This is a genomic window from Nigerium massiliense (assembly GCF_000826085.1).
GTDB lineage: Bacteria > Actinomycetota > Actinomycetes > Propionibacteriales > Propionibacteriaceae > Propioniciclava > Propioniciclava massiliense.
Genome location: NZ_CCYM01000003.1, coordinates 494728 through 506818 on the forward strand (window position 1 = coordinate 494728; position 12091 = coordinate 506818).

Below are 12091 nucleotides of genomic sequence, written 5' to 3' on the forward strand. Positions count from 1 at the left end.
TTCTAGAAGCCGACCAGCCGCTTCGGTGGCTGGCCCTCGGTCGGCACGCCCAGGTAGACCTGGACGACCTCCGCGCCGGCCCGGTCGCCGGTGTTCGTCACCGTCGCCGTCACGTCGAAGGGCTGCGTCCCGTCGTTGCGGTCGGACGACAGGGCCGCGTCCGCGATGTCGAACGTGGTGTACGACAACCCGAACCCGAACGCGAACTGCGGTTCGATGCCCTCGGACTGGAACCAGCGGTAGCCGACGCGGCGTCCCTCGCTGTACCGGATCACCGGGTAGCCGGCCCCCTCGTCCGTGCCCGGGTAGCGGGTCGGATCGCCGGCGTACAGCGTGTCCTCGGCCCGGCGCGGGTAGGTGGTGGGCATCTTGCCGGACGGGTTGACGACGCCGAACACCAGGTCGGCGACGACGTGACCGTCCTCGGCGCCCTGGTTCCACGCCTCCAGCACCGCCGAGGCCTTGTCGAGCCAGGGCATCAGGATCGGCGAGCTGTCCTTCAGGACGACCACCGCGTCCGGCGCGGCGTCCAGGATCGCCTCGACGAGCTTGTTCTGGTCGTTGTCCATGTTGGCGCTGGGACGGTCGGCGCCCTCGGTCGCGACCACGCCCGCCATGATGATGACGGTGTCGGCCTCCTTGGCCGCGGAGACGGCCTCGTCCAGGTTGGCCAGGTCGTGCGCGACGGTGACCTTCGAGACCGTGGCGTCCGAGCCGAGGTCGCGCAGGACGTCCTGGGTACCCTCGACCGGCGAGACGGTGTAGAGCGGGTCGACCTTGGACGAACCGCCGCCGCCCTGACAGGCGTCGTCGACGAACTCGGCCTGCCCGACGATGAGCACCGAGCCGGCCGTGGCCGGGTCGAGCGGGAGGCGTCCGCCGTCGTTCTTCAGCAGGACCGCGATCTGCTCACCGATCGTGCGGGACCTGGCGCCGTTGCCCTTGGCGTCGATCTCCCGCGGGGCGTAGGGGCGCTCGAAGTGGCCGAAGCGGAACATCTGCGTGAAGCGGCGCACCAGCGCGCGATCGACGGTCTGGATCTCGAGGCTGGTGTCGTTGAGGGCGTTCTTGACGTTCTCCTCGTTCAGCCACTTGGCGTCCGGCATCTCGTGGTCCATGCCGGCGTTGAGCGAAGCCGCCGCGGAGCGACACGACCAGAAGTCCGACTGCACGTAGCCGTCGAAGCCCCAGTCCTCGCGGAGCACCTTGGTCAGCGTGTCGTGGTTCTCGGTCGCGTAGACACCGTCGACGCGGTTGTAGGCGCTCATCACGGCGGCGATGTCGGCGTCCTTGACGAGCATCTCGAACGGCAGCAGGTAGAGCTCGCGCAGGACGTCCTCGTCGACGACGACCGAGGTGCGGAACCGCTCGTATTCCTGGTCGTTCACGACGTAGTGCTTCGCCATCGCGATGATGTTGTGGGCCTGGATCGACTTGGTCACCTCGACGCCCATGACGCCCGACAGGTAGGGGTCTTCCGAGAAGTAACTCGAAGTTACGGCCGGCGATCTCGGTGCGGTGCAGGCAGACGCCCGGACCCTCGAGCACGTGCTGGCCCAGGGCATCGGTCTCGTCGCCGATGATGTCGCCGTACTCGCTCGCCAGCTGCGGGTCGAAACCGGTGGCGAGCACGATCGTCATGGGCAGGCTGGTGGCGGGCGGGCTGGGGGGTGCCGTCGCCCATGCCCACGCCGACGGGGCCGTTCGTGATGCGGAACCGAGGGATGCCGAGCTCGTCGATCGCGGCGACGTGCCGCTCCACGCGGATCTGCGCGGCCAGTTGCTCCATCTCTTCCGCCGTCGACGCTGTGGACGCGGCGCCGTAGATGTCGATCGTCTCCATCGCGCCGTGCAGCTGGGCGATCTTCTGCTCCAGCGTCATGGCCTCGACGAGCTTCTCGGCACGCTCGCGAGGGCTCAGCGTCGCGTCCATCCAGGGTCGAGACTCGGATACCTGGGTCATCGAGGAACTCCACTCGTGTGGCGGAAAGTGTGTCGAGTCTAATGAGACAGCCGTCGGACGACAGGGGGACGACAGCATTCGTCCGGCGACCCGGAAGACGCCGCTGAGGTTCCCACGGCTGCCCCGCGCAGCCGTCTTGCAACACGGTGTTGAAATCAGCGGTCGCGGTCTGGGGCCCCGTCGAGCTCGTTGAGGTAGTTGTAGATCGTGAACCGCGTGACGCCCAGCGCCTCCGCCGCGGTCTCGATACCGTCGCGCAGGGTGAAGAAGCTGCGGGTGCGCAACTCGCGGACAACGGCCAGCTTGTGGCGCTTCTGCATGAGGTCGACGGGGACGCCCGCCGCCCCGATCGCCTGCTCGATCAGCCGGGCGGCCAGTTCGCCGATGCCCGGGATGTCGTCGCCACGCGGGTCCGCGCCGCCGTCGAAACGCCCGTCACGGGCGGCGATCATGGCCTCGGCGATCGCCCGAACCGACAGCCACAGCGAGACGTCGTAGTCGATGCTGACAGCGGCGAACGGCTCACCCGAGGCGTCCCGCACGAACACGAGGGTCGAACGCACCTCGACGTCGCCGACGGTGGTCCAGTACCCGACGCGAGGCTCGAAGCGGCCGGCGCGCACCTGCTCCAGCAAGAACTCCGGGGCGCGGCCGCCGACCTGCCGTCCCGTCAGCGAGCCGGCGATCGCCACGATGGAGTCCGGGAGCAGACGCAGGTCGTGCAGCACGATCTCGGACGGGTCGGTCAGCGTCCGGTTGAGCGGCTCCAGCAGTTGGGCCAAGGCGTCCAGCGTGGCCCGTCGCTCCCCGTCGTCGGCCATGTGCGCCACCCCCTCGACAGATGCGTCCTTCAACGAATCATTGACCCCGTCTGTTGACCGAGATTACGCTTCGATTCCGACCACGTGCCACGGGGGGACGAGGAGGACGAGCGCCTCCTCGACGGCACCCGGGCCCTACGGACGCCCACCCGGTCGACGGCCCCTAACGGCGGCCGGGTGGGCCCGGCCGTCACACGACCGCGCGCAGCTTGCCGGTGTCGACGTCGAGGATGAAACCGCCGACCCGGGCCCGTCCGGCGATGAGCGGATGCTCGCGCAGCAGCTTCACGTCGGCGGTCAGCCGCTCCTCCTGGTTCGGGTCGGCGCCGAACGCGAAGTCGCCGGTGTCGACGCCGGACTTCTCCCAGATCGCCCGACGCACGCCCGCGTCATCGTTGGCCGCCGCGGCGCACCGGGTGTGCTCGACCACGAGGATGCGGTCCACGTTCAGCAGGTGGACGCCGAGCACGCACCCGGACAAGGCGTCCGGCGTCACGTGCCCGCCGGGCGTGCGCAGGATCTTCGCCTCGCCGATGCGCAGGCCGATCATCTCCAGCGGCTCCAGTCGGGAGTCCATGCACGTCACCATCAGCACGCCCGCGTGCGCGACGCCGTCGAAGCCGTGCGGCGCAGAGATGGCGTACCGCTCGTTGTTGAAGGCCAGCAGGTCCTCGAACCCGGCGCCCGGCTCATCGGAGGCCTGCCCGACGCCGGACGCCTCCGCCCCCGCCCTCTCGAGCGACGCGGCGGCCGTCTTGAACAGGTCCGCATCACGGCGCCACTCGGGGGCGTCCTCCCACAGGCCCGCCAGCACCGCGGAGAGCTCGGCCGAGAAGCTCTCGCTGGCCTGCAGCGGCAGCAGCGAGGGCAGGTTGTCGATCGCGATGACGCGCAGGGGCTTCTCGGCCGCGCCGACGTCACGGACGGGCTGCGACCACGTGGTGATGTCGCGGTTGATCGGCAGCACGTTGATGTCCGAGTGGACGTCGCAGGTCACGTCGGCGATGACCGAGAGCCGGCGCCGGGGGTCGGCCACGTCCTCGGCGCGCACGAACGGCGGGATGGGCGTCGTCGCGAGCACGCAGTTGACCAGCAGGTCGTGCCCGAGCAGCGCCTCCCGGTCTAGGGTCGCGGTCTCCTCGAGGTCCCACGGCGTGGCCCGCACGCCGGCCACCCCGAGCGCCTCCAGCGCTCCGCGCCCGCTGCGGCCCCGCGCGCCGATCACCAGGGCCGTCACGTCACGCTCGGCCAGCTCCTGCCCTGCCGCCCGCAGCGCCGTGTCGAGGCTCTCGCGACTGGTCGCCTGGAGTGGCGCCGGCAGCTTGCCGGCCAGCTCGAGGACGCCCAGGGCTGCACCCACGTACCCGGCCCAATAGCCGAACGCGGCCAACCGCCTCCCGTCGTCGTCGGTCAGATACTCCAGGTCCAGCAGCTGCCCGCTCCCGCGGACGAAGCGGCGCAGCAGGTCGTCTGCCCCCTCCTGACCCTTGTAGGCGTGGGCGAAGAAGATGTGCCGGTGCGTCAGGTCGGCGGGCGCGTCGGGCAACTCCTTGATGCCCAGGACGACGGCGTCGCCGGGGGCGTCCTTCCACGAGCCCGGCGCGGCGAGCTCGCACCCCGCGGCGGCGTAGTCGTCGTCGCTGAAGACGCGGCGCTGCGAGCGCTCCACGACGACGCGCACGCCCTCGTCAGCCAGCTTCGCCACGTCGTCGGGCACCAGCGGTGTCCGGCGCTCCGTCGGACGGGTCTCCTCGCGCAACCACAACAGTTTGTTCATAGCCTTCATCCTCGAACCTCGCTCCACGGCCCTTCAACTCCCTGGCGGCGCCGCGGAGGAAGACCGGCCAGGGCCACACTCAGGCGTCGATGCGCTCCGCGTCGAGGGCGTAGGCCCCCTCGACGATGAACTCCTTGCGCGGCGCCACCTCGTTGCCCATCAGCTTCTCGAAGGTGCGCGTTGCCTGCTCCATGGCCTCGCCCTCCTCGACCGTGATGCGACGCAGCGTGCGGTGCCGCGGATCCATCGTGGTCTCCTTGAGCTGGTCGGCGTCCATCTCGCCGAGACCCTTGTAGCGCTGGGGCTCCTTGAAGTGGGTGTTCTTCTTCGTCAGCTCGGCGTACTTGCGGTGGTACTCGGCGTCTGAGTACGTATAAAGGTACTTCTCTTGCCCCTTGCGCGGGTTGGTCAGCTCGAACCGATGCAGCGGCGGGACGGCCGTGTAGACCCGACCCGCCTCGAGCATCGGCCGCATGTACTTGAAGAACAGCGTGGCCAACAGGCAGCGGATGTGAGCGCCGTCGGAGTCCGCGTCCGCCATGAAGATCACCTTGGAGTAGCGCGCCGCGTCGAGGTCGAACGTGCGGCCCGACCCGGCGCCGACCACCTGGATGATCGAGGCGCACTCGACGTTCTTGAGCATGTCCCCCACGGACGCCTTCTGGACGTTGAGGATCTTGCCGCGGATCGGCAGCAGCGCCTGGAACTCGGAGTTGCGAGCGAGCTTGGCCGTGCCCAGCGCCGAGTCGCCCTCGACGATGAACAACTCGGTTCGGTCGACGTCGGTGCTGCGGCAGTCGGACAGCTTGGCCGGCAGCGTGGACGATTCGAGCGCGTTCTTGCGACGCTGGTTCTCCTTGTGCGCCCGGGCGGCCACGCGGGTGCGGGACGCCCCCACCACCTTCTCCATGACGGCGCGCGCCTGCGTCCGCTGGGCCGCCTTGGTGGTCGTCAGGAACGAGGTGAGCTCGTTGTCGACGATGCGCGCCACCAGCCGCGTCACCGGCGGGGTGCCCAGCACCTCCTTCGTCTGGCCCTCGAACTGGGGCTCGGGCAGCTTCACCGTCACCACCGCGGTCAGCCCCTCGAGGATGTCCTCCTTCGTGACCTCCTCACCCGATTTCAGCAGCCGGGTGCCCTCCAATGAGCGGCCGAAGGCGCGCACCAGGCCGCGCTCGAACCCCTGCACGTGGGTGCCGCCCTTCGGGGTGGCGATGATGTTCACGAACGACTGGACCGTGGTGTCGTAGCCGGAGCCCCAGCGCAACGCGATGCTCACGTCGAGGGGGCGCGTCACGTCGGTGGGCGTCATCGCGCCGTTGTCGTCGAGCATCGGGACGGTCTCGGTGAACTCGTCGTGGCCGTCGAGCCGCACCACCTCGGTGACGGGGTCGTCGGCGGCCAGGTACTCGCAGAACTCGCTGATGCCGCCGTCGTAGCGGAAGCTCTCTTCGGCGTGGTCGTCGGTGCGCTCGTCGCGGATCTGCAGTTGCAGCCCCGGCACGAGGAACGCCGTCTGGCGGGCGCGCGCCAACAGGTGCGTCAGCGACAGCTTCGCGTCCGCGAGGAAGATCTGCCGATCGGGCCAGTACCGGATGCGGGTGCCGGTCTTGCCCTTGGCGGTCTTGCGGCCCTTGCGCAGCCCCCCGCCCGGCGTGAAGGGCGCCTCAGGGCCGTCACCGTCGAACGTCCCCGGGACGCCCCGGCGGAACGACATCTCCCAGGTGAAGCCGTCGCGGTCGACCTGGACGTCCAGCCGCGAGCTCAGCGCGTTGACGACCGACGCGCCCACCCCGTGCAGGCCGCCGGTCGCGTTGTAGGAGCCCGCCCCGAACTTGCCGCCGGCGTGGAGCTTGGTGAAGACCACCTCGACGCCGGACAGGCCGGTGCGCGGCTCGGTGTCGACCGGGATGCCACGCGCCTCGTCGCGGACGACGATGCCCCCGTCGGCCTGCAGCACGATCTCGATGTTCTCGCCGAAGCCGGCCAGCGCCTCGTCGACGGCGTTGTCGATGATCTCCCACAGGCAGTGCATCAGCCCGCGGGTGTCGGTGGAGCCGATGTACATGGCGGGTCGCTTGCGGACGGCCTCGAGCCCCTCCAGCACCAGCAGGTGGCGGGCCTCGTAATCGCGGCTGTCTTTTTTCGGTTTCGTCGGCGTCGTGCTCACCGAACAGAGGGTAGCCACCCGCACCGACACTTCGGCGCGCGGCTCTCCGGCGGGCCCGAGGCCGCGCGGGCACACCCCCCGAAGGAGGCCGGCCCCCGAATCGTCCCTGAGTCTGGCGCGCGCTACGCGGACGGGGTCCCCCAGCAGGTAGGGTCGGCCCCGTAGGCGGGAACAATGGCTGCACACCTGATGTTGAGAACCATGCAGGTGCCGAACGATCCGACCGGAACGCCTGCAGAGAGGAAGCTCCCATGAGCACATCTGTGATCGACACCCTGACGGCTGCTGATCGTTGTGACCGTTGCGGCGCCCAAGCCTATCTCCGCGTGACGCTTCCGTCCGGAGGCGAGCTCCTCTTCTGCGCCCACCACGCGCGTGCGCATGAGGACAAGCTCAAGCAGGTCGCTCTCAACATCCACGACGAGACCAACAAGCTCAGCTGACTCGCCGACCAGACGTGACGAGGGCCCCGGGACACCGTCCCGGGGCCCTCGCTCGTTCTACCTCCGACGAGGCAGGATGACCGCCATGACCGCGATCGAAGCCCACCGGGGCGACATCACCACCGAGCGCGTGGACGCCATCGTCAACGCGGCGAACCGCTCGTTGCTCGGCGGCGGAGGCGTCGACGGCGCCATCCATCGCGCGGCCGGCCCCGAGCTGCTGGCCGCCTGCCGCGCCCTGCGACGCTCGGCATTGCCGGACGGCCTGGACGTCGGCCAGGCGGTCGCCACCGAGGCGTTCCGTCTTCCGTGCCGTTGGGTGATCCACACGGTCGGGCCGAACCGGCACCGCGGCCAGACCGATCCCGCCCTGCTGGCCTCGTGCTTCACCCGGTCACTGGACGTCGCCGCCGGGCTCGGCGCGGCCTCCGTCGCCTTCCCCGCGATCAGCGCCGGGGTCTACGGCTGGGACGTCCACGATGTCGCCCGGGTGGCCGTGGACGCGATCCGCGCCAGCGGCGCGCCCGGCGTGGCGACCGTCTCGTTCGTCCTGTTCTCGGACGAGGCGCTGGCCGCGTTCGAGCAGGCCTTGGGCTCCTGAGCCCAACGTCACTCCGAGCGGCGCGCCATCCGGATCTGCTCGGCCCGCGAGCGTGCCGAGACGCGACGTGCCCCGTCCGCGACGAACCCGTGCTTGGCGTAGAACGCCTGCGCCCGGGTGTTGTCCGCCAGCACCCACAGGTAGGCGTCCGCGTCGCCGATGGTGGTCCACAGCAGCGCGCGCGACAGGTCGGTGCCCTTGACCCGGTCGAGGAGGTACATCATCGTGAGTTCGAGCGGGATGTCGATGTCGTCGTCTTCGCCGGGCAGCGCCTGCGACAGCCCGACCACGTCGTCGCCGTCCGTCACCACCCACAGGTAGACGCCGTTCAGCAGTTGCTCACGCCACAGCGCCACGGTGCCGTCGACCCGGTCGTCCAGGGACGCGAGGATGTCGTCCGGCACGAGCCCCGGGTAGGACTCGCGCCAGGCGGCATTCTTCATGCGCGCCATGGCCTCCAGGTCGAGCCCGGTGGCCTGCCGGATGCGCGGCGCCATCAGTCGAGGTAGTCGCGCAGCACCTGCGAGCGGCTCGGGTGGCGCAGCTTGCTCATCGTCTTGGACTCGATCTGACGGATGCGCTCGCGCGTCACTCCGTAGACCTTGCCGATCTCGTCCAACGTCTTCGGCTGCCCGTCGGTCAGGCCGAAGCGCATCGAGACCACGCCGGCCTCGCGCTCGCTGAGCGTGTCCAGGACGTCGTGCAGCTGCTCCTGCAGCAACGTGAAGTTGACCGCCTCGGCGGGCACGACCGCCTCGGAGTCCTCGATGAGGTCGCCGAACTCGGAGTCGCCGTCCTCGCCGAGCGGGGTATGCAGCGAGATGGGCTCGCGGCCGTACTTCTGCACCTCGACAACCTTCTCCGGCGTCATGTCGAGCTCGACGGCCAGCTCCTCCGGCGTGGGTTCGCGACCGAGATCCTGAAGCATCTGGCGCTGGACGCGGGCGAGCTTGTTGATGACCTCGACCATGTGCACGGGGATGCGGATGGTGCGGGCCTGGTCGGCCATGGCGCGGGTGATGGCCTGCTTGATCCACCAGGTCGCGTACGTGGAGAACTTGTAGCCCTTGGTGTAGTCGAACTTCTCGACGGCGCGGATGAGGCCGAGGTTGCCCTCCTGGATCAGGTCGAGGAAGAGCATGCCGCGTCCGGTGTAGCGCTTGGCGAGCGAGACGACCAACCGCAGGTTCGCCTCGAGCAGATGGTTCTTCGCGCGGCGACCGTCCTCGGCGATCCACTCGTAGTCTTCCTCGTCGGCCTTCTTGACGCTGCCGCCGGTAAGGGACTCGTCGGCGAAGAGCCCGGCCTCGATGCGCTTGGCCAGCGACACCTCCTGCTCGGCGTTGAGCAGGGCGACCTTGCCGATCTGCTTGAGGTAGTCCTTCACCGGATCGGCCGTCGCACCGGCGGCCATGACCTGCTGCTCGGGCTCGTCGGTGTCGTCGGTGTCGGAGACGACGAAGCCCTCGTCCTCGGTGAGCTTCTTCTCCTCCTGGGCAGCGGCCTTGGGCTCGAACTCCGTCTCGTCGACGTCGTCGAGGGTGCGCTTCTTGCCGCCGACGGTGAGGACGACGTCCTCGCCCTCCCGCTGGAACTTCACGTTCTCGACGGTCGAGGGCGACGTCACGGCTGTCGCGATGGTGACGTCGTCGGCCGCGGCGTTTTTGGCGGACCGCGAGCGGGTGGCCGGCTTCGCGGCGGAACCCGTTGTGGCCGTCTTCTTCGCCGTGGAACGCGTGCGCCGGGGCTGGCCCTCGGCAGCGTTGTCGGCAGTGGACGGCTTCTCGGTCGCCTTCGCGCGTGGAGTCACTGTGGTCCTCTCTCACCGGATTTTGGGCGCGCAAAAACACGGTCTTGTCAATGCCTTGCGCTCCCGCCATTGTGGCACGGCCTGAGCCGCAACCCAAACCTCTCGGCATCTTCCGCCCGCCGTCGGGCTGCCATACCCTTCGCGGCGGTCCGGCCGCGCCAACCGGGACTGCTCCCGCGTCCCTGGGGCCGGAACGCGACCCCAGTAAGGTTGCCATCATGCCCGAACAGCCGCAGCCGATCGCGCCGAACGCTCCGTCGACACCTTACGTGCGTCGTCATCACGGTGATGAGGTGGAGGATCCGTATCACTGGATGGCCGACAAGGGCGATCAACGGCTGCTGCAGTACCTGCGCGAGGAGAACGCGTACACCGAGGCGCGCACCGCGCACCTGGCCGGGCTCCGGCAGTCGCTGTTCGACGACATTTCCGCACGCACGCTCCAGACAGACCTGAGCGTCCCGTCCTTCGTCACGCACACCGACGGAAGCCAGTACTGGTACTACACGCGCACGACGGAGGGCCTGGACTACCAGACGATGTGCCGCGTCCCCGCGACCGGGCGCGATGCGCTGCCCGACACCGGCGGTGCCGTGCCGGACGAGCAGGTCATCCTCGATGTCAACGCCCTCGCCGAGGGACACTCCTTCTGCACCCTCGGTCTGGCGGACGTCTCCCCCAGCGGGCGATACCTCGCCTACTCCGTCGACACCGCCGGCGACGAGCGGTACGCGCTGTCGGTCGTCGATCTCGCGACCGGCGAGACGCTCGGGGAGCCGCTGGCCGACGTCGGTCCCGGCGGCGCCTGGGCCGGGGACGACTGGGTGTTCTACCACCGGGTCGACGAGACCTGGCGGCCCTTCGAGGTGTGGCGCCACCGGGTCGGCTCGCCCGCCACCGAGGACGCGCTGGTGGTGCGCGAGGACGACGAGCGGTTCTGGCTCAACGTGGACGCCGCCCGCGGCTACGAGTGGATCCTCATCGAATCCGGCAGCAAGCTCACGACCGAGACCAGCCTCGTCCCGGCCGCCGACCCGACCGCCGAACCGCGCTGCGTCGCCCCGCGCCGGCAGGGCGTCGACTACAGCGTCGAGGTCGGCCGCGACGAGCTCTACATCCTGCACAACGACGGCGCCGAACAGTTCATGCTGAGCCGCGCCCCCCTGGACTCCACCGGCCCCGGCGACTGGACCACCGTCCTGCCCGAGGACCCCGCCGTGCGCCTGACCGGCGTCACCTTCTACGACGCGGGGCTGGTGCTGAGCCATCGCACGGACGGCATGACCGCGGTGTCGCTCCTGCGCCGCGGCTCCGATGGGGCGCTGTCCGCGCCGCAGCGGCTCGCGTTCGATGAGGCCGTCCACACGGTGGACGCCGCCGACGAGGCCGACCTGGACGCCGACCGCATCCGCCTGCACTACGAGTCGCTCGTCACGCCGCCGGAGGTCATCGAGTACCGCCTCGGCTCCGGCGAGCGCGCCGTTCTCAAACGGACGCCCGTCCTCGACCATCCCCAGCACGGCCCCTACGACCCCGCCGCCTACGTCACGGAGCGCTCGTGGGCGACGGCGCCGGACGGCGTCCACGTGCCGGTGAGCATCGTGCGGCGCGCGGACGTCGCCCGCGACGGGACGGCGCCCTGCCTGCTGTACGGATACGGCAGCTACGAGTATTCGACGGAACCGACGTTCGCGATCAGCCGGCTGTCCCTGCTGGACCGAGGTTTCGTCTTCGCCATCGCGCACGTCCGCGGTGGCGGTGAGCTGGGCCGGCCCTGGTACGACGATGGCAAGATGCTGGCCAAGAAGAACTCCTTCAGCGACTTCGTAGCGGTGGGGCGGCATCTGGTCGAGGCCGGCTACACGGGCCCAGACCGGCTGGCGGCCGAGGGCGGCTCGGCCGGCGGGCTGCTGATGGGCGCGGCGATCAACCTGGCCCCCGACCTGTTCCGCGCGGTGCACGCCGCGGTCCCGTTCGTCGACGCCCTGACCACGATCCTCGACCCGGAGTTGCCGCTCACCGTCGTCGAGTGGGAGGAATGGGGCGACCCGCTGCACGACCCCGAGGTCTACGCCTACATGAAGTCGTACAGCCCGTACGAGAACATCGCGTCGGTCCCCTACCCGGCGATCCTGGCCACGACATCGCTGAACGACACCCGCGTCGAGGTCACCGAGCCGGCCAAGTGGGTGGCCCGCCTGCGCGACACGGTTCCGGACGACCCGCAGCGTCCCATCATGTTGCGCACCGAGATGGTCGCGGGCCACGGTGGGGTCTCCGGGCGCTACGAGGCCTGGCGCCAGCGCGCCTTCGAACTGGCCTGGCTGATCGACCAGCTCACCGGTCCGGCCGCCGGCTAGCGGCCGGGTTGACCCGATCGCCGGCCCGTGGTCGTACCTTCGGGTGGGTCCACAGGAGGAATATGGCGACTCAGGGCGCTTCTCAGGGTGTTTTAGGGGCGGAGCCCGAACAAAATCACCGTCGGGCGCGTTGTACTTACCGACGA

At 69.7% G+C, this 12091-nt stretch carries 10 protein-coding genes; 3 read left to right on the forward strand and 7 right to left on the reverse strand.

Annotated features, from left to right (window positions below):
* Window positions 1–2 precede the first annotated feature (2 nt).
* From BN1187_RS08725 to BN1187_RS08740, 5 genes are all read right to left on the reverse strand, one after another.
* Window positions 3–1565 carry a glycoside hydrolase family 3 protein gene (locus BN1187_RS08725; RefSeq protein WP_235750643.1) on the reverse strand — a complete coding sequence of 521 codons (1563 nt, stop codon included), beginning with the start codon at window positions 1563–1565 and terminating at the stop codon, window positions 3–5.
* Entirely contained in the window at window positions 1496–1933 is a 438-nt protein-coding gene (locus BN1187_RS14650; protein ID WP_218184625.1) for a hypothetical protein, read from the reverse strand. The genes BN1187_RS08725 and BN1187_RS14650 overlap by 70 nt, the downstream gene beginning before the upstream one ends.
* Before the next feature lie 185 nt (window positions 1934–2118).
* A complete protein-coding gene (locus BN1187_RS08730; protein ID WP_147675102.1) occupies window positions 2119–2817 on the reverse strand; it encodes a helix-turn-helix transcriptional regulator in 699 nt (232 codons plus the stop codon).
* A 157-nt stretch (window positions 2818–2974) separates the two neighbouring features.
* Window positions 2975–4561 (reverse strand): carbonic anhydrase, encoded by a 1587-nt coding sequence (locus tag BN1187_RS14510; protein ID WP_072042028.1) that lies wholly within the window; start codon window positions 4559–4561, stop codon window positions 2975–2977.
* A gap of 79 nt (window positions 4562–4640) precedes the next feature.
* A complete protein-coding gene (locus BN1187_RS08740; protein WP_040160909.1) occupies window positions 4641–6731 on the reverse strand; it encodes a DNA gyrase/topoisomerase IV subunit B in 2091 nt (696 codons plus the stop codon).
* Between the two features lie 251 nt (window positions 6732–6982).
* Here BN1187_RS08740 and BN1187_RS08745 point away from each other — a divergent pair, with 251 nt between their 5' ends.
* On the forward strand, window positions 6983–7174 hold the full coding sequence (locus BN1187_RS08745) for a DUF7455 domain-containing protein (RefSeq protein ID WP_040160911.1): 192 nt from the start codon (window positions 6983–6985) through the stop codon (window positions 7172–7174).
* An 85-nt stretch (window positions 7175–7259) separates the two neighbouring features.
* Window positions 7260–7775: an O-acetyl-ADP-ribose deacetylase gene (locus BN1187_RS08750; protein WP_097677350.1), complete on the forward strand. Its 516-nt coding sequence runs from the start codon at window positions 7260–7262 to the stop codon at window positions 7773–7775.
* 8 nt (window positions 7776–7783) lie between these two features.
* On the opposite strand, the gene BN1187_RS14865 is transcribed toward BN1187_RS08750, so the two are convergent.
* Together BN1187_RS14865 and BN1187_RS08760 are read right to left on the reverse strand one after the other, a co-directional pair.
* A complete protein-coding gene (locus BN1187_RS14865; RefSeq protein WP_040160915.1) occupies window positions 7784–8272 on the reverse strand; it encodes a GNAT family N-acetyltransferase in 489 nt (162 codons plus the stop codon).
* Complete coding sequence (locus BN1187_RS08760) at window positions 8272–9585, reverse strand: RNA polymerase sigma factor (protein WP_052462537.1); 1314 nt, start codon at window positions 9583–9585, stop codon at window positions 8272–8274. Before BN1187_RS08760 ends, BN1187_RS14865 begins: the two co-directional genes overlap by 1 nt.
* A gap of 218 nt (window positions 9586–9803) precedes the next feature.
* Here BN1187_RS08760 and BN1187_RS08765 point away from each other — a divergent pair, with 218 nt between their 5' ends.
* Entirely contained in the window at window positions 9804–11945 is a 2142-nt protein-coding gene (locus BN1187_RS08765) for a S9 family peptidase (protein ID WP_040160917.1), read from the forward strand.
* The last annotated feature ends 146 nt before the right edge of the window (window positions 11946–12091 follow it).